General features: G+C 49.4%; 17 protein-coding genes. All 17 read right to left on the reverse strand.

The features are described from left to right. Positions 1-750, reverse strand: a complete 750-nt coding sequence (exbB, locus tag WG31_RS07325; RefSeq protein ID WP_006115524.1) for a tonB-system energizer ExbB — start codon at positions 748-750, stop codon at positions 1-3. Next, positions 747-998: a hypothetical protein gene (locus tag WG31_RS07330; protein ID WP_035353246.1), complete on the reverse strand. Its 252-nt coding sequence runs from the start codon at positions 996-998 to the stop codon at positions 747-749. Before WG31_RS07330 ends, exbB begins: the two co-directional genes overlap by 4 nt. Next, on the reverse strand, positions 998-2,203 hold the full coding sequence (locus WG31_RS07335) for a PepSY-associated TM helix domain-containing protein (RefSeq protein WP_082823159.1): 1,206 nt from the start codon (positions 2,201-2,203) through the stop codon (positions 998-1,000). Before WG31_RS07335 ends, WG31_RS07330 begins: the two co-directional genes overlap by 1 nt. Before the next feature lie 43 nt (positions 2,204-2,246). Then, the gene (gene tnpC / locus WG31_RS07340) at positions 2,247-3,857 is read right to left on the reverse strand and encodes an IS66 family transposase (protein ID WP_063353329.1); all 1,611 of its coding nucleotides are present in this window, start codon (positions 3,855-3,857) and stop codon (positions 2,247-2,249) included. A gap of 63 nt (positions 3,858-3,920) precedes the next feature. Beyond that, positions 3,921-4,268 carry an IS66 family insertion sequence element accessory protein TnpB gene (gene tnpB, locus WG31_RS07345; RefSeq protein ID WP_020944072.1) on the reverse strand — a complete coding sequence of 116 codons (348 nt, stop codon included), beginning with the start codon at positions 4,266-4,268 and terminating at the stop codon, positions 3,921-3,923. Beyond that, positions 4,265-4,624 (reverse strand): IS66-like element accessory protein TnpA, encoded by a 360-nt coding sequence (gene tnpA / locus WG31_RS07350; RefSeq protein ID WP_063353330.1) that lies wholly within the window; start codon positions 4,622-4,624, stop codon positions 4,265-4,267. Before tnpA ends, tnpB begins: the two co-directional genes overlap by 4 nt. A gap of 520 nt (positions 4,625-5,144) precedes the next feature. Beyond that, the gene (locus WG31_RS07355; RefSeq protein WP_063354101.1) at positions 5,145-7,724 is read right to left on the reverse strand and encodes a TonB-dependent siderophore receptor; all 2,580 of its coding nucleotides are present in this window, start codon (positions 7,722-7,724) and stop codon (positions 5,145-5,147) included. A 212-nt stretch (positions 7,725-7,936) separates the two neighbouring features. Beyond that, positions 7,937-8,911 carry a FecR family protein gene (locus tag WG31_RS07360; RefSeq protein ID WP_063354102.1) on the reverse strand — a complete coding sequence of 325 codons (975 nt, stop codon included), beginning with the start codon at positions 8,909-8,911 and terminating at the stop codon, positions 7,937-7,939. Between the two features lie 120 nt (positions 8,912-9,031). Next, complete coding sequence (locus WG31_RS07365; protein ID WP_063354103.1) at positions 9,032-9,577, reverse strand: RNA polymerase sigma factor; 546 nt, start codon at positions 9,575-9,577, stop codon at positions 9,032-9,034. 219 nt (positions 9,578-9,796) lie between these two features. Then, the gene (locus WG31_RS07370; protein ID WP_063354104.1) at positions 9,797-12,256 is read right to left on the reverse strand and encodes a TonB-dependent siderophore receptor; all 2,460 of its coding nucleotides are present in this window, start codon (positions 12,254-12,256) and stop codon (positions 9,797-9,799) included. Positions 12,257-12,381: 125 nt separating this feature from the next. After that, positions 12,382-13,362, reverse strand: a complete 981-nt coding sequence (locus WG31_RS07375) for a FecR family protein (RefSeq protein ID WP_063354105.1) — start codon at positions 13,360-13,362, stop codon at positions 12,382-12,384. 134 nt (positions 13,363-13,496) lie between these two features. Next, positions 13,497-14,003 (reverse strand): RNA polymerase sigma factor, encoded by a 507-nt coding sequence (locus WG31_RS07380; protein WP_238331277.1) that lies wholly within the window; start codon positions 14,001-14,003, stop codon positions 13,497-13,499. Positions 14,004-14,177: 174 nt separating this feature from the next. Beyond that, positions 14,178-15,128, reverse strand: coding sequence for an aliphatic sulfonate ABC transporter substrate-binding protein (locus tag WG31_RS07385; protein ID WP_063354107.1), 951 nt, complete (start codon positions 15,126-15,128; stop codon positions 14,178-14,180). Positions 15,129-15,179: 51 nt separating this feature from the next. Beyond that, entirely contained in the window at positions 15,180-15,926 is a 747-nt protein-coding gene (locus WG31_RS07390) for an ABC transporter ATP-binding protein (protein WP_063354108.1), read from the reverse strand. Then, entirely contained in the window at positions 15,923-16,699 is a 777-nt protein-coding gene (locus WG31_RS07395) for an ABC transporter permease (protein WP_063354109.1), read from the reverse strand. Before WG31_RS07395 ends, WG31_RS07390 begins: the two co-directional genes overlap by 4 nt. Positions 16,700-16,729: 30 nt before the next feature. Beyond that, positions 16,730-18,025 carry a lipase family protein gene (locus WG31_RS07400; RefSeq protein WP_082823160.1) on the reverse strand — a complete coding sequence of 432 codons (1,296 nt, stop codon included), beginning with the start codon at positions 18,023-18,025 and terminating at the stop codon, positions 16,730-16,732. Between the two features lie 19 nt (positions 18,026-18,044). Continuing rightward, positions 18,045-18,989 carry a taurine dioxygenase gene (tauD, locus tag WG31_RS07405; RefSeq protein WP_063354916.1) on the reverse strand — a complete coding sequence of 315 codons (945 nt, stop codon included), beginning with the start codon at positions 18,987-18,989 and terminating at the stop codon, positions 18,045-18,047. Positions 18,990-19,218 lie beyond the last annotated feature (229 nt).

Genomic DNA, 19,218 nt, shown 5'->3' on the forward strand with positions numbered 1-19,218 from the left:
TTACTCCCCGGCCACCGTGCGGGCATCGCGGTTTTGTTGCCCTAAACGCACTATATTGCCCCGTTCCATCTGCATCTGGCTACGCCCCAGATCACGCGAGACCAGACGCATAACAAGAGATGTCAGGTCAGCCACCTGTGCGCGGCAGGATGCTGTCTGGCGGGCAAGGTGATTGTAAATCACCACTGCAGGAATAGCCGCCACCAGACCAAGGGCTGTTGCCAGTAGCGCCTCTGCAATGCCGGGAGCTACGACAGCGAGGCTGGTAGCCTTGCTGGCGGCAATGCCGGTGAACGAGGTCATGATCCCCCACACCGTGCCAAACAGGCCAATAAAGGGAGATGTTGCGCCAATGGTGGCCAGTAAGCCAGTGCCGCGCATGAGCCTACGCCCCTCGGCGGCTTCCAACCGTTCAAGGTGCAACACAATCCGTTCTTTCAGGCCCTCGCTATCATCGGGAATATCCTGCGAACGTGTGCGTTCGGTCTCGGCTGCCATGACAAGCGTATGGGCAATACCGTTTTTACGCGTGCCTTCCTCGCCCAAATCCAGCGTACCTGCTTGCTCCAAAGTGTGTTCGGCTTTGGCTAGTTTGACCCGCACACGTAGCAGTTCAACTGACTTGGCAATAAAGATGGTCCATGTCAGTAGAGCTGCTACAGCCAGCAAAACCATCACGCAGCGCACTACGAGGCCAGCATTAAGGAACATCTCCCACGGAGAGAAGGAAATTGGTGCAAGATCGGTCATGAAAGACCTCCTTTGGAAGACGGTCTATTCCAAGCCCGGATCAGGCAAACGACCGTAACAATAAGGGGAATGGAAAGAGCTGCCCAAGACAGGCCAAGCCAGATACCGTGCTGGCCCAAAAGCGCTGACAGCAACCCAAATGTGGTAAGCAGCCCCAGCGCAATTGGCCACGGCCAAACAAACACGGATGGGCGTGGTGCTGTGCCGTGAGAAGAAATGATGGGTGCCTGATGAGAAAAGGCGTTCATCACACATCTCCCACAAGGACAGGCATTCCGTCGGTTTCGTCCAGTTCGTAACCAAGCTTACGCAGGCGGGCATCGGTAGCTATCTTCCGCTTATTGGCCCACAGCACCAGACCACTGACCAACACGCCAATCACCACCACATCCAGTAGCGCCCATAGGATACGCAACGGCATGCCACCGTAATCACCAAAATGCAGAGGACGAGAGATTTCCAGAAAGCGGAGATACCACGGCATTGGATACGCCCCGGTTAATGCACCCGTGCGCGCATCCACCAAAACTGGCGTAAACAAACGTGCACGTAGTGGTGTGCTCCCACGCGTCCACAGCACGTAATGCACTGGGCTACCAAAGGAAGATCCGGGATAGGACAGGCCCGTAACCTCATTGCCGGGTGCCGCTTTGGCTGCCGTATTAAACGCAGCTTGCACAGAGGATAGATGATCCTGCGAGGGCACCGGTAGATTGGCATAGGGTTTGAGAGTCTGCCTTACATCTGTTACGCGCCACAGGCCAAATAGCGGGGTTTGGAGCTCGTTGACCAAGCCTGTAAAACCAACCACCATTGCCCACATCAGCGTAGCCACGCCCAATAGGTTATGCAGGTCTAGCCATGTTAAGCGCGCGGCACGATCCTTCCGCACAGAACCGAATGGTAGGCGCTTCATAAAACGCCCATACAACACTGTGCCGGAAACTAAAGAGGCAACAAAGATACCCCCCATTGCCCCGAGAAACAGGCGGCCAGTCAACCCGGCAAACAGGCTGGTATGGAGCTGGTTGCAAATCCCCATAATAATGCCGGTCCAGGTGCGTGGCTTTTGGGGCGCATCAGCAGGGCGTGATTGCTTCAGCACTTTTGCTGTGCGCGCATCAAACTTGATCCAGTGGCTGGAATTCCGATCTGGGTAGTTTTTATCTTCTTCCAACGCTTGCCAGCTTGGAGCCATGGAGACGATTACGGCTGGCTCATCATCATCTGGATTAACATTCGTAATGATTTGTTCTGGGTAAAGCGCCCTCGCCTTTTCTACAATAACATCCAGACTGGCGTTTGGCGTATTCGGCGGCAGCACCTCGTAAGGTGGATCATCGTCCCCTACGAACGTATCCCAGATTTGTTCGGAAAAAAGCAGCGGCAGGCCCGTTACGCAGATAATGAGTAGAAACAGCGTACAAACCAGACTGGTCCATTTATGAACCACAAACCAGCGGCGAAGGGTAACGGGCCGTTCTGGGCCGCCTTGATTATGCGGCCTGTCTGTGCGGTGTATTCAGGGGTTGCCAATTCCATGGCAATAGTTCGTGGAGCCGATTGATCTTGTGCTCGTTGATACGGGCCAGGACGTCGGCGAGGTAATCGTGCGGGTTGATGCCTGAGAGTTTTGCGCTTTCGATAAGCGTCATGGCATCAGCGATGTTGTCGCCCCCGGCGTCTGAACCGGCAAACAGATAGTTTTTCCGCCCGATGCATACCGGTCGTATGGCCCGTTCGGCAGGATTGTTGTCGATGGCAACACGACCATCTTCGAGGAAGAGGGTAAAGGCTGCCCACCGGTTGAGCGCATAACGGATTGCTTTTGCCAGTTCCCCCTTGCCTGGGATACGGGCGAGCTGTGTTTCGCACCATGCGTGGAATGCTGTGACACGAGGGCGGCTTTTTTCCTGTCGGACAGCCAGACGATACGGAGCAGGAGACCCGGTGAGCTGCCGCTCGATATCGTAGAGTTCCCCGATCTGCTCGAGTGCTTCCCTTGCGATTGTCGAATCACTGCCCTTCCAGACATCATGGAAGGCCCTGCGGAGATGAGCCCAGCAGGCCGCTTCGCGCACATGCACGGTTCCCGTTGCATCGGGTTTATACAGATCCCTGAACCCCGCGTAGGCGTCAGCCTGCAGAATGCCCCGGAACTGTGCCAGATGGGTCTGGGGATTGATCCCCTTGCGATCGGGAGAGAACCAGTAGGCCACGGCGGGCGGATCACTCCCGCCCCAGGGGCGGGGATCGCGCAGATAGGTCCAGATCCGCCCTTCCTTCACACCACGTGGTTTACCAGCCTGGCGCAGACGGGAATCAAGAACCTGGATGGGTGTATCATCGGCATGCAGCAGGTCTGCCCCAACGACATCCTGACGGATCAGATCTGTGAGAGGACGCAGAACGGCAACGGCCTGACCACACCAGTCGATCAGGGTTGAACGGGGAATGTCCACACCCTGACGGGAAAAGATCTCATTCTGACGATAAAGCGGAATGTGATCATCGAATTTTGAGACCAGGATATGGGCCAGCAGCCCGGGGCCAGCCATGCCCCGTGGGACAGGGCGCGACGGTGCTTCAGGCTGTACCATTGTTTCGCAATGACGGCAGGATTTCTTCAGCCGTGCCGTTTCGACAACTTTCAGTTTTGCCGCAATAAAGTCCAGTATTTCGGTGACATCTTCGCCAACGAGGCGTAGGCGACCGCCACAGGTGGGACAGGCCTCGCCCGGGTCGAGAACAATACGCTCCCGTGGTGTCGTGTCGGAAACCTTTGGTTTGCCGCGCCGTCTGGGGGAAGAGACCACACCATCGCTGTCATCGTGCTCCCTGATGTCAGGAGAAGGATCGGCTGCCGCGATGGCGATTTTCACATCTTCAAGAAGCAGTTCGAGCTGTTCAATCTCACGGTCTATCTTTTCTGAACTGGCCCCGAATTTCTGTTTCTGAAGACGCGCGATCCGGATTTTGAGAGACTGGACAAGAGCTTCATACGCACGGGCTGAAGCGGAAAGCCGAGCCACTTCAGTCTGAAGGGAAACAATCATTTCCCTCAGGATATCTGGATCATCAGGCAGGACCGCGGGCGCATGCGTCATTATGAAAAAATAGCAGAAAACCCAATAAAAGACAAAAGGTTCTGCACGATCACGCCATAAAAATCAGGCCACGCGAGACGGTGGCGCAGACCAGGAAGGTCGTCTCCACTCCATGCCTTCCCACAGCATGGCCATCTGTGCGGCTGTCAGGCGTGCAACGCCATCTGCCGGCGAGGGCCATGGAAAACGTCCTTTCTCAAGCACCTTGTAATAAAGGCAGAACCCCTGACCGTCCCACATCAGAAGCTTGATCCTGTCCCCACGGCGACCACGAAAGGCAAAGAGCGCTCCCGATGTCGGGTTCTGACGCAGCACGTCCTGTGCCAGTGCAGCCAGACCCGATATCCCCTTGCGCATATCCGTAACCCCGCAGGCCAGATAGACGCGCACACCGTTGCCCACGCCAATCATGCTGTCTCGGCAATCCGGATGATCTTCGCCAGAAACTCTTCTGCAGGATGTCCACTCACCCTGATACTGCGGCCATTACGCAGCATAATGGCCAGCCCTTCATTATCATCGCCAGAGACCAGAGCAGGTGTCTTCACTGCAGCGACAGGAACAAACGCCACAGACTGATCCGGGGAAGACAGTCTGTGGCGGAAAGACGTCCGCCATTGGTAAAGATGTTGACGGGTCAGGTCATGCCGACGGGCCACATCCGATACACTTGCCCCGTCCACACCAACTTCAGCCAGTATCGCAAGCTTGCGTTCATCCGACCAGCGGCGACGGCGTTCAACGCCAATCAGGATTTCTTGAGCCATAGCTACCTCCCAAACAACGTCAATAACGACGTCGTTAACGACGGTAACTTACCAGTCACAATCCTCACTCATAAGGCGGTCTCAAGCGGCCGCTTACGGCGAAGGGCACGGTTGGTCATGAAAACAGCGCACTCACAAATGCGTGTAAGAGTGATTCGCAACTGTATTCTGCGTAAAATTCTACCGTGTCCATCGTGTTACGCGCCCTCGGATGCGTCGGAAAAAAGAGGAAACTGCCTTTTGCTGCCTGATAATCAGCGGCACAGAACAATCCCCTCATCTACAAAGACGATCGAAAGCCCGTTTTTTTCGGGCATTGCTGAAAATTTTTTATATCAGGCGTTAAAATTTTTGCCGTTAGGGCTGCTTTTATGCTCGCAACCACCTTTTATATGTTCGCTTCAGCAAGATTACGCCCCCAAACAGAACAATCATTGCGCCGTCCATCCGGGTTGCTGCCTAGGGCACATGTGCTTTACCTGATATTTTGTAAGAGAACTACGGTGGGTTTGTTCAACAATTACCAACTATACGACAGGTTGCCATATACTCGGCGGCTTTGGCCAATGTAACAGGCATAATTGCCGCCGCAGGACGTTACATAATATTTGTTTGTCAGGTTAGAAACAGCAAGCTGTGCTTGTAGCCCCTTAAGCATCGGAATTTTTTGTCCAAAATCGTAATGCATGCCAATATCGAACAAATAATACGCAGGAACCTTAAAGGTATTTACCGCATCATCATAAGTGAACCCGACATAGCGCATGCCACCATTTACAGCCAAGCCCGGAGCAATATTTTGGGGCAGGCTGTAATTTAGAAAAAATGAGAACATGTTACGGGGCACACCCTGAACGTATTTTCCTTTTTCCGATGCCGCAGGGCCATACCCTCCGTTTGGAAGCTGTGCTGCGGCTGTAAGGTTCGTGCTGGCGTAAGTCATGGAGTTATAGGAATAAGACGCAATCAGCCTAAGATCATGCGTAATATTTGCATTGGCCGAAACCTCGAACCCCTTGGCGTTTACCCGGCCCGCATTGGCTGAATAACCCGGATGCAAATAGTCTGTCACCAGATAATTGGTTTCATCAATATCATAAGCTGCACCTGTAATCAGGATATCTCGGCCCGGAACCTTGTATTTAATTCCCACTTCTTTTTGTTGCCCTTTGAGTGGTGGTTGTGGCCTGCCCTGCCAGTCACTCCCACTTTGTGGGATAAAGGATGTGGAGTAACTAAAATAAGGAGATAAACCGAACGCGAAATTATAAATAAGCCCGGCACGCCATGTGAACGCTGTTTGTGGGCGTGGTTCTTCGCTTAATCTTGTTAGCGTAATACTGTGGTCGTCATTTTGGTTAGAGTAAACAGTGCCATGGTAATGTGTGTTCACCCAATCTTGCCGTCCCCCAAGCAGAACAGATAGCCCTTTCCATTTGATCTGGTCTTGAAAATAAACACCTTCCTGAAAATAGCTGTAATTATAGCTGCCATTCCACGTTTCGCATTTTGATGAATGAAGATCGACACATCGTGAATAATCATTATGAGGATTGAAAATATCTACCAAATAATACCCATCCTCTCCTGGGTATCCGTTATAGCCGGGCGTTTTGTCTGCAACAACGTTCCATTTATAATCGTACTGCCTAAAATCAGAGCCAACAACCCATGTGTTTTCAACCTTGCCTATATTGAACTTTCCATAAAAACGTGAATCCAACCCTGCCACGGTATTTTTATTGCGCATTTCCCATGGATCAAGGGCTGCAATTCTATCTGTGTACATCCCATCAAGAATCATCGTCTGATTGTCTCTGGTAGATTGCTCCCAACGAAAAACCTGGCTGAAGTTTAGAAAACGGTTAAAGCGATGTTGGAATTGGTATTCAAACATTTCATCACGGGTTTCCTGTGTATTGAAATTCTTGTTTCCAACAAAACGATTTCTTGGAATTTGCCCGTAAGGGCTACGATACAGCGTGCCTTCTACCGGAAACTGCATGTAATTCGTACCCATGCCAGGCGTGTAAAGATAGCTTCCAAGCAGTGTAAGAGAGGTTTTTTTATCTATATCCCACGTGATGGAAGGCAGAATACCAATTCTTTTATAGTCGATATTATTGACCTGAGTACCCTGCGTGGTTCCCATAGCGGCAACGCGATAACGCAGGTTTCCAGATTTTGTAATTTTGTCACTATAATCAAATGTCGCCTCATAACGGTTCCAGTTCCCAAAGCCCACGCTTACCTGATGCAAGGGTGTATCCGTTGGTTTTTTTAAAGACATGTTGATCATGCCGCCCGGTGTGGTTTGCCCATACATTACCGAAGCAGGGCCATTCACAGCTTCAATCCGCTCCAAAAACGCTGTCTCACCCGCGCTGTAGGATTCCGACATCAATCCATCGATAAACTGTGATGTGCTGAAGCCGCGTTGTACAATTCCACCACAACTTCCACTACTGGCACACCCATTACTGTAGTTACCGCGCTGTTCCGTATAAATACCCGCTGTGTAACGCAAAGCTTCCTGAACATTCTGCGGCTGTAGATCAACCATTTGTTGCTTTGTAATGACATAAATCGAGTTAGGAATTTCCGTAAGTGGGGTATCTGTTTTTGTGCCAGCCATCGTATTTATCGCAACATATCCCACCCCTGGGCCTGTCGGATTTTGATGCACAACAGAGCCCCCAACGCGTACGGGCCCAAGGGTAATATTGGCCGCAGATTTTGTTAAAATTACCGTCCCGTTTGCTGACTGCACATAACTCAGGCCAGTACCAGCAAGAAGCTGAGCAAGCGCCTGTCGGGATGTAAGTTGCCCATGCACCCCTGCTGTTTTGACACCGCGCAGAAGCTCACCCCCTGTTGTAACCTGAAGACCAGATTGCTTCCCAAAACTTATCAATGCAGATGCCAAAGGTTGCGCTTGAATATTGTAACCCCGCATGCCCTGCGCAGCTCCATTTCTTGCAACCCTGACTGTATCGGATTGCGCCCGCGCCAAGCCGGTAAATATAAAAAAAGAAACGGCTGTTGTTGCCAAAAGCAGGCACGTATGAGTGGTAATTTTGTTATTGTCTTTCCGGCCCATTATTGGCCGGGCGCCTGTCCCTGACGTCACCCTGTTGTGCTCCATTATGTTTATTGCGGGGTATGCGCATCATCTTCCCTTAAAAATGAGAATGAATTGCATTACCCTCCTTCTAATCACACAACGATGACAGGAATGTATTTTCTAATAAAAATCGTAATTCAGTGTTTTTTTGTGGAAGGTGTACGAAAAAGTTGTGGTTTAGCTTTGCCTCAGCGCAAAATTGTTACCCACGGGCTATAGCGGTGTACAGTACGTTGCCGTGCCTGTGCTATTGCCTCCAGGGCTTGCGCAGGATTGGACAAGCTATAAACCCCAGAAACACGTTGCGATGCCAGACGAGACGGCACAATAACCACGCCATGAAGATAAGGCTTAAGCTTGGCAACAACCTTTCCAAGTGGTTCGTCATTAGCAACCAGCAAGCCATCGGCCCATGCGCCTACCTGCTCGGCTGGCAGATTGTCATTATAAATCTCCGTTGCGGATGCGCTCAGCGCCTGCCCAGTTCCGAGTTCCCTACCCTGTGCCGGAATAGCACCACCATTTACCCGCACCCGGCCTGCACGCACCCCCACATCTACTTTACCTTGTGCCCAACGCACATCAAACACAGTGCCGATATCTGTTGTGGTAAAGCCCCCCGCTTTCACGACGAACGGACGTGCAGAATCATGAACAATGGAAAATAGCGCCTCTCCGGCCAAAAGGGTTACGCTACGGTGGTTACCTTGAGTGTTAATGCTTATGGCGCTTCCGGGGGCAAGTGTTATCGAACTGCCGTCAGAAAGATACATAACGCGCGTTTCCGCTGTTCCAGTTATGGCATCTGCCCGTATATGCAGCATAAGATCAGGCCCCACGAAAAACAGCACAAAACATGCCACCAAAGCCAGTGCAGATCCTGCCCATGTTGCCCGCGAGGAAAGCCGTTGGCGCAATCGCATTGGCACTACATTACGCTTTCTGTGCTGCCAGTTTCCCGCATTGCTCGGAGATAGATGCCTAACAAGACCCATAGTTGTTTCTGTATGGGCCCAAGCTTCACGGTTCGTAGGCGTAGCGGCCAGCCACGCATTAAACTCAGCACGCACTTTAGGATCATCAGGTTCTTCTTGCAAAAGAATCAACCACTGCGTGGCCTTTTTGGAAGCCTGTTGCCTAACTAGATCGTCTGTTTCCGTCATAAAAGCCTTCCGACGCAAAGCTGTTGGGCCCCGCGTCTGGCGAGGGAGACATTTGGCACCCTTACTATTACCAGACGCCACACGCCGCGCCTTTTTAAATTTTCTTTGATCTGTTGCGTATCAGGGCCAGTCTACCTGCTGTTTGCAGGCGTCCACAGCTTCGGAAACCAGCACATGCGCCATAGGGGTGGAAATATTCAGATGTGCCGCAATTTCACGCAACTTGCATCCGCCAAAACGGTGCATTTCAAAAGCAATACGCGTTCGTTCGGGCAAGGCCGCCAATACAGCTTGAATAGCCTCTAGTTGCGCCTTGTCCTGCGCGATCTGTTCCGGCCCAGGTTGTGCGTCTGCCTGCTGCTCTATCACACTATCAACGCCAAAGAGTGTAAAAACAGCCCGTTCACGCGTGCCTTTACGACGTAGATCCAGCGCCAAATTCCGGATAATCCGATAAAGATAACGCAAAGGCTCACTGACTGTTGCTGCTTCAGCGCCCCGGTCTAACCGGAGCCATGCCTCCTGCACTATATCCTCGGCCACCGAGTGATCGGCTACCAGCCCGTTGGCGTATTTCAGCAGATCACGTCTATGGGCTGAATACAGAACCAGTAATGAGCCCTTCTGCTCCAAACTTCCATACCCCTCCCACGCCCCAGCACGCATAAGCCGCCCCTTACTTGATAGGGCGCACTCATATGCAACTCATTCTTAATCTCTCATTGCTGATTTTTCGGCAAGCTGCAAGCAATCTTGCAGGCAAGTCTGCCAGTCCATTAGAAATTTAGAATGTACCATCGTCTTAGTTATCAGGGAGAGATGTCACAAATGCCCTCATGCCATACAAATACTTGCTATGTCCTGCGTATCTTGCTTTGGGTTTCTTTACCAATGGTAGCCAATTGTTCCGTAAGTAATGCGCTGGTCACCGTAATGGCAGAAAGTAGCAGAACCACATTGAACATACGTTTTGTTGCCAGAATTGGTCATGCTTAGCCGGATATTTAGACCTTTAACTGATGGGAACATTTGCCCTGCATCCCAACTCAGTCCACTGTCAAAAAGAACATAAGCTGGATTGCGGAAGGAATTTGCTTGGTCTGCCCAGCTTTTACCCTGATAGCGCACACCAAAATTTATGGACAAACCGGGAGCAATTTCCGAAGGAAAACGATAATCAACAAAACCAGATGCTGCGTTAACAGGCTGCTGTGTAAGCTGCTTGCCAACAAGTGATACCGTTTCACCAGCAAGCGTTTTGCCTGTCAGGTTCGTGCGTGAATTGTACACCTTATTCCATGTATAGTTCAGAATAAGATCAAGCCCCGGCGCGAGATTGGCATGTGCCGAGAGTTCGACACCGCGGGATTTTACCTGCCCGATTTCACTACGATATTGCGGAAGTTCAGGATTGTTAACAAGAACATTATTTTCTGCGAGGTCATAATAAGCAGCAGAGAAAAATGACTGAACATAAGGGATTTGGTATTTCACCCCTACTTCCCACTGATGACCGTTTAAAGGATCAGGCTGCGAGAGAGTTCCTGCATTATAAACTTGCCCAGTCTGGGGCATGAAAGATTTTGCATAACTAAAGTAAGGCGCCAATCCGATACTGGAAACATAATTTATGCCCGCATTCCATGTAAATGGACGGTTGAAAAGATCATTACCTCCATATCCGTTCCAGTCTTGGCGTCCGGCGAGTGTAACATACACCCGGTGCCAGTTGATTTGATCCTGAAAATAAATACCATCCTGCCAATATGGATATTTCGTCCATGTTAACTGGCCGTTGGTCGCACGTGCATAATCAGTGGATGTGTACTGATTATACGTGGGGTGCCGCATATTTGCATCTGGCACAGTGGCAAAATCAAATCCCCAATATCCATCAGCCCACTGCCCTCTATAATCAACACCCACAAGGAAAGAATGCGAAATCGGGCCTGTACGCAGTTTATAGCTGAAGTTGGCGGTCATTTGTGATGAACGGCCTTTATATTGGCCACTGCAAAATGCAGACCTGCTGATTGTTTGATTTACGGTATCCACGCCATCCAGTGAGAGGCTGCAACTACTGTTGCTCTGTTCATCAAAACGCGCGGTTGCGTTAAACTGAAAATCTTTTGTGAATTCATGGTGGAAAATGGCCTCCACCATATATTGGCGGTCCCAGTTATTATTGAATGCTGGATCACCAAAATATCTGGAAACCGGGATGCGCCCTGATCCTGTTTTAATCAAACTGCCATATGCCGGAACCCCAATCCAAGGATCCCATGTCTCTGGATCATAAGCAAACTGCCCGATAATGGTGATATTGGTGCGATCATCTATTTTCCATTCAATATCACCTTGCGCAGCCACACGCTTATAGTGATTGAAATCTGTTTGTGAACCTTGTGTAATGCCAAGCCCGATAAGCCGGTACAACAAGGTATGGCTTTTGTTCAAAGGTCCGCTTAAATCAATCTGGCCTTCATAACGTCCGTAATTGCCAAAGCCCACATTAACTTGTCGCTGGGCAGTTTCCGTTGGCCGCTTCAATGTCATGTTAATCAGGCCGCCCGGGTTGGATTGCCCATACATGACCGAAGATGGCCCGCTTAGTGCTTCAATGCGATCCAGAAAAAATGGATCACTTACCGAGGTACCGTTAAGCAACCCATCAACAAATGTATAAGACTCAAAACCTCGTTGTCGGACTGGCTGAAATAAGCTTGCCGAAGGTGTGCTATCATTTGCGTTCGCGCTCACAACGCCGGGCGTATAACGTAAAGCTGCACCGATTGTGAGGGGTTGAAGATCATCCATCTGTTTGCGGGTTACAACATACACCGATTTTGGAACCTGAATCAGCGGCGTATCAGTTCGGGTGGCAGATGCACTGCGGGTGGCGACAAACCCGACGCCAGGCCCATAGGCGGATTGCGTATCCTGAGATGCTGTGCCACCAACACGCACTGGGCCCAGCACAATGCTGGAAGCCTTTGTAGCCGGAGCAATTTGGTACGCGTGCTCTCCTACCTGCATGTATGACAGGCCACTCCCTTGTAAAAGCTGCCCCAGCCCTTCGGATGGCGTAAACGAACCAGCCAGACCATGCGTTGTATGGCCAGCCAGAGATGACGCCTGAGATGTGACCTGAACATGAGATTGCCTGCTGAAGGTAACGAGTGCATCAGACAGAGAACCCGCAGAAATATGAAACAGAACTTTTTGTTGCGACGGCTCAGCCTGAGCTTCTGCAGGTTTGCACGCCAACGGTGTCAGTGCCGTGGTTGTGACGACTAAAAGGAGCGCCGCCACGCCTCGCCCACACAGATTTCCATTCCGTGCCATTGTTAAAGCACTCTCCTACATACCTAGCAAATGAAAATCATTCGCATATCATCCTGTAAAGAGAGAGAAATGGCGGCGTTGTTTTTTCAAAAATTTATGTCAGAAAATTTTCCTGAAACCGTTTTTTATGGAGAAACAACAAGATTGGCCCACGGTGTAACAGGCACAATTTTTCCTTGGATAGGGCTAACAAGCAGGCGCAAGGCAGCATCCGGCTTGCGCAGATCGTAAACTCCGGTCACCCGCCTACTAAGCAACGTATGGTTCATAACCACAATCCGCTTCCCGCTCCACGGCCGAAGCGCTGTGATCATATCACCTACTCCATCGTTACGTGCGATCAACACTCCTTCTTGCCATGCCCCTATAGCTTCAGGAGAGAGTGTTCCGCTTCCAATATCAGTGTCTGAAACCCTTACCCATTCTCCGCCGTGAAGATCGTGCTCGTATGTCTGTGGTGTGGTGGGGGCTGAAACATGCACCACACCATCACGCACCTGCACGGTTGTTTCGTGATGAGCAATCTGGATATCAAAGGCGGTACCGATGTCTTGCGCCCTCACCTTTCCGGCTTGCACGACGAAAGGACGGCTATTGTCATGATGAACAGTAAAAAACGCCTCGCCTTGCATGAGGTTTATATGACGTTCCTGTGCAGAGATCCGGATCGAAATTGCCGAACGCGGCGCAAGCACAACATCACTTCCATCTGCAAGATGAAGCGTCCGGATTGTACCGGTTGGTGCATACTGATCTGCCAGTAACCGTGTTATCAAATCAGGAACCATCAGCAACAAGGCTGCGCAGAATGCAGCCGCAACCACCCCACCGCCAGACAGCAGCCTCCACCGTTTTTGCAGAAAAAACACTAAAGCTTGAATACGTGCCTGAAACACCATAGGCCTGACCGGATCAATCTGTCGATCAGGCGGGGCCGAACGGATAATATCCGAAATGGCAGACACCTGCTTCCATGCCATTGCATGTGCAGGCTTCTCACTCAGCCACTTTTCAAATTCACGCCGCAATGCCTGATCGTCTGGCTCCTCGTTCAAAAGGAGAGACCAGTCGATAGCTTGTGCCTCAGCCTCCTGATTTTCATCCATGACTTAACAGGCATCCTTCCACACTTAGGTGGTCTCCATACGGCAACCAGTCAAACATTTGTGAGACGTATGCGTTATACTGAATAGATGTGTGAAAGCAGGGCTTTTTCATAAAAAACATGAAGAACACAACTCTACAGTTCTTCCTTACGTATTTGCATGCAGATTTTTACGCCATCGGCAATGAGTTTATGCACAAGAGCAACAGAAATATCGAGTTCTTGAGCTATTTCCCTAAGTTTCATGCCATCAAAATGATACATCCTGATTGCTTTACGTTGCCTTTCCGGCATGGCATCAATGGTATCCATTACGCGGCTCATGATCTGACGCGCAGCAACATCCTGCTCGGGAGACGCTGAGGTGACCTCGACATTGCCTATTGCCTGCTCAAACGGTGCATCTGTCGTGCTTTCAAACGTGCTACGCCTCCGCCGATCAAACAGCAAATTACGGATGATTGTTTTAAGGTAACTTAGAGGCGCCAATATTTCCGCATTATTCTGCCGGTGGAACAGAAGCCATGCATCATGCACCAGATCTTCGGCTATCCCTTTATCGCCACACAAACGGCGCGCATATGATACCAGCGTATGTCTGTGTGTTGCATACAGCCTATGCGATAGAGGGTCGGACTCCAACGTCGTTTCCTTCGGCTCGTCCTACCTTGCCTCGTCCATCACGAGTTAAGAACATTTCTCAACCATAGCGCAAAGTGTTTTGGGGGGCAATATGTGCCCCCTCCCCTATAATGTTCACTGCTGGCCTGCTGTTAAAAACATAACCGAAAACGCAAGTAACTCTTATTTTGCTCATCAGATTTCAGGAGCGGCATCCTGCACATTCGGAGCAGATGGTAACAGGCCTGCTGCTGCAAACGTATCAGCAATATGCTGCTGACTTGCTATAACTGGACGTGTCATTGGGTGATATCCATAATGTATTTTGGAAATGGAACGCGTTACTACATCCAATTCCAGCCCCGTGCTACGTGCCAGAATAGCGGCGACTTCTGCTTTATGAGATTCCATCCATATATCACATTGCGCTATGGCATCTGTAATAGCATGCAAAAGCTCTGGATTTTTTTGATAAAATTCCTTTCCTGCAAGATAGAATTCCGTTCCACCCTGAACATCATCCCCAGTTGCTAACACGCGTACCGGACTGCTGATACCTGAGAGATATGGATCCCATATTGCCCATGCATCCACTTTTCCGCCTTCAAACGCCGGGCGTGCAGCAGCAGGCAATAAGTACGAAACTTTCACATCATTTAAGCTCAAACCATTGTTTTTAAGTGTAGCCAATAAAAGCCAATGAGCATCTGAACCACGCGTAACCGCAATGCTTTTACCTTTTAGATCCTTTATAGTGGTAATTGAGCTATCCTGAGGCACAATAATTGCCTCACTTGCTCCTGCTGGTGTTTCATGCCCGACATATATCAGAGACCCCGGCGAACTGGCCTGAGCAAAAATAGGAGGGAGATCGCCTGCGCTCCCAAAATCCAAGGCACCTGCAATAAGAGCCTGTAAAAGAGGAGGCCCGGCAGGAAATAAGGCCCACTGTACAGAAATACCTTTTGGTTCTAGTGCTTTTTCTAAAAACTTCTGATCTTTGAGTAAGGCAAGAGTGCCGTATTTCTGATAACCAATACGAACAGTTTGCTGCTGCGCGAAAGCTCTACTGCCAAGTGTAGACGCAAGCGATAGTGCTGCCAACTGAAATAAAGCATTTTTTCCAAACTTACGTCGTGAAAGCATTGTTCGTTCCTTTTATAACATTTTGGTAAATTACTACTTATTTTACCTTGCTCAGTCTGGTGTTACGCCCAAAGCGGATAATAAAATGCGCCTAAGATCTTCAAATACAGGGTTTGCATGCCGCCTGGGGCGTTCCAGCGGAACGGATATTTCCGTGTGGATACGACCAGATTCCAACACCACAACGCGATCTGCCAACATTAAGGCTTCATCCACATCATGCGTTACTAATAACACCGCGCTTTTATGCTTTGCCCACAAGCGGGCCACCAGTTGTTGCATACGTATGCGTGTTAAAGCATCCAATGCGGCAAAAGGCTCATCCAGCATAAGAAAACTTGGATTACGCACCAATGCCCGTGCAAGAGCGGCTCGCTGTGCCTCCCCCCCAGAAAGAGTAAGTGGCCATGCCGCTGCACGATGAGAAAGCCCTACTTCTTGCAGCACTTGATGGGCATCTTCCTCACGAACAGCATTTTTGCCCACACCCAACAAAACATTCTGCCAAACACGTTTCCATGGCAGCAAACGACTTTCCTGAAAAACAACAGCAACTTCTTTTGGACGCGTGACTGCACCTTCTGTTACCGCATCCAACCCAGCCAATGTACGCAATAAAGTAGATTTACCCGATCCACTGCGGCCAAGAAGTGCAATAAACTCTCCTGCCCTTATTTCCAAATCAAGATGATCTAGAATAACCGGGCCTTTCCCGTATCTTCGGCTTAAACCACGTACCTGCACCACAGGTGCTGTATTTTTTGTGGAAAGTGTTTGCGCTGGTGCCATAATATTCATGATACTTCTCTATTCTTATCTAGAGACCAGATCAGAAAAAATCTTTCTATATAACGAACAATCTGATCAGACATCAGCCCCAGAAAACCATATACTGCCAGCCCGACAAGAATAACGTCTGTCCTTAAAAAATCCTCTGCGTCCATCATCATATGGCCAATTCCGCTTTCAGCATTTACTTGCTCTGCCACCACCAACATCAACCATGAAATGCCAACAGCAAACCGCAATCCCACTATAAAATCTGGCAATGCACTTGGCAGAATGATGTCACGCACCACTTTTGAATGGGAAAGACCAAGCGTTTTACCCATTTCCAATAGGCGTACATCCACGCCGCGAATGCCTTTATGCAAATTAAGGTAAATTGGAAAAGCAGCCCCAAACGCCACGAGAAGAATCTTGGGGGTTTCTCCAATACCAAACCAGAGGATAAACAAAGGTACAAGCGCTAGGGCTGGCAAAGTGCGAAAAATTTGCATAGGCCCATCAACAACCTCTTCCCCCATACGGGACAGGCCAGAAACCAGAGCAAGAACAACGCCTATGATAACAGCCAAGGAAAGACCACTGGCTGCTCGCACCAAAGAAACCACGAGGTTTTTAGGTAAAGTTCCATCTCTTACAAGCGTTTCCGCTGTAAGCACAACAGCAAGGGGCGAAGCCAGAACATGAGAAGAAATAAGCCCTGCCGAACAGACACCTTGCCATATAGCCACCAAAAGTATGAGAGAAAAGTAGCGTGAAAAATACCCTAGACCTTTGCGCAACATTTTACGTGTCCTGATCTTATTTCTTATCTTTTACGAAGGGTTTATTTTTATTTGAGTAGAATGCGAGAAACATGAGGATGTAATTTTTTCACCCTTCAGAAGGTGATTGGCAAAGTGAATGGCATCTGAGCTAGAGGCTAACCACGTTTCAATATGTGCTTTATTTGGGTAAATATGGTTTTCCACCACAGTACCAGCCGCACAGCTATCCTGTACTAAAGCTTGCTGTGCCACCGGATTAACATCTTGATCCTTTAAGCCAGTACCTACAAATAATGGGGCTGATAATTTAAGATGTGAGTAAATATAATACGGCATCATAACCCCAAGAACACGCTGGATTGCGCCGGGCAGCAGAGTATTGGCATCTGTTAAGCTTGCCGCAGAAACCTTGGCTATCAGGTCATCCACGCAACTATTGGTTGCTTGTGCATAAATGGAGAATGCTTGCGGCGTAAAAAGACTTTCCGCCTTTAGGCTAGGGTCCAATTGTTGCGCTGTACGTGCTACATAGAACATATATGCGATATTAGGATCTACGGTATTAGACTGAGACGTAGAGTTACCCAAAGGCACATGAGGCGAAAAATATGGAAGCCCTGTTGCAATAGTACCTTTTACTTGCAACTCGGGCGCATATATTACCGCTTCTCCCCCGGCAGAAAATGCAGCCCCCCCTCCTTGAGATTGACCATCGATAATAATCTTGTTGTCGATCTGATAGTTTTTTCCAACAACAGCACGCGCTATATCTAACGTATTGTAGGCTTCCGTTGTATGAACAAGATAGTAATGGAACCCCGGAGTGCCCAAACCTGCATAATCACTGGATGCCACGGCAAAACCATTCTGTAACCACGTAGCAATATAACCCGGAAAATTCTTGCCCGTTTTGCCCCATGATGTTGCGCAATGGTCAGCCAGACCAACAGTACCATGGGCCCAAAGCAAAAGCGGCCAACCCTTCTGGGGTGGTTTTCCTTTTGGTAGCCAAACTTGGCCAGAAACAGCAACTTTATGATGTGTTATGCTATCTGTTGAAATATACAGAATGCGGTATTGGCTTTTTGCATCAGGGAAACGATCACCTTTTTCCATTGGCTCTGCGCGTAGGATGGTACCTGGCGCGGCATTTAATGGGCCTTGCCATACATAAAAACTGGAAACACCTCCATCACCCACACTCACACCCCGCTGTGGCAACAAAGGTTCTGCAGAAAATGCATATGGTGCTGTTAGAACATTTGCGCAAAATGCCATTATACCCGCAGCATGCAGTGCTAAATATTTCTGCTTATGTGTAGATTTCTTCATATGCCAAGCCACAGCGCTCTAACCTTTTTTATTAGTGTTTTTGCTGTTGCGTAATGTCAGGGCCAAATGGACGATCACCCAAAATTGTCGCGCGATGCATGATACGGCGATGTGGACGATAATCATCCACAGCATAATGCTGTGTGGCGCGATTATCCCAAAAAGCAACATCCCCTTCCTGCCATGTCCAACGCACGCTAAACTCCGGTTTACTGAGGTGTTGGAATAAAAAACGCAGTAAAGCGGCGCTTTCTTCTATTTCCAGACCGCACACTTCCGTGGTGAAACCTTCATTTACAAAAATGGCCCGCTTATTGGTTTCTGGATGAATACGGATAACGGGGTGTTCTACCGGGGGTAGTTGCTCACGCGTACGCAACCATTTTTCTTTCTCCGCTTCTGTCCGCCCAAAGCGAGAAAGTGGAAAGGAATGTGTAAAGTCATGCAAGGCTGTCAGATGTTCCAGCCGCTGCTTCATTCCGTCTGAAAGAGCATCATACGCAGCAGTTGCACTCGCCCATAATGTGTCCCCCCCAGAAGGTGGAAGATGACGTGCCGCCAATACAGCACCTAGAGGTGGTGTCTGGCTAAACGTTACATCCGTATGCCACAGCGCATTATCCTTAAGATCGTTCTGCTCTGTATCCAAAACAATAATTTCAGGCGCTTCTGCAACGGTCGGATAAATAGGATGGAGATGTAGTGGGCCAAAATGTTGGGCAAAATCACGTTGCTCACGCGGTGTTATGGTCTGGTTCCTGAAGAACAGAACCTGATGCCTTAGCAGCAATTCCCGCAACCTGTTTTCCGCTTCAGACGTAAGCGGTTGAGCAAGGTTTATACCAGATACAATGGCACCAATGGCTGGCGAAAGCGGCGTTACGCTCATCTGCCCAGTGTCGATACCCGGCTTTGCGCCATGAAGAATAGGAGAAGAAATACGGCTGATATCAAGATGATGAGAAGAAAGTGACACGGAAGCCTCCTGCATGACGTAAATTCCACCACTTAACGTGTTGTTATTTTCGAGGTTATGCGCCTAAATAAACTTAGTCAAACTGTATTATTATTGAATCACGATTATTTTTTACATTTATTGCTATATTAAACTATTTTAATTTGTGGTATTTGGTCGTGCATCGGCACATCAGCTCTAAAATATAAGGAAAATACGGGCTTACATGCTGCAAACCCGTATCTTTAAA

The sequence above is a fragment of the Acetobacter oryzifermentans genome (assembly GCF_001628715.1).
Taxonomy (GTDB): domain Bacteria; phylum Pseudomonadota; class Alphaproteobacteria; order Acetobacterales; family Acetobacteraceae; genus Acetobacter; species Acetobacter oryzifermentans.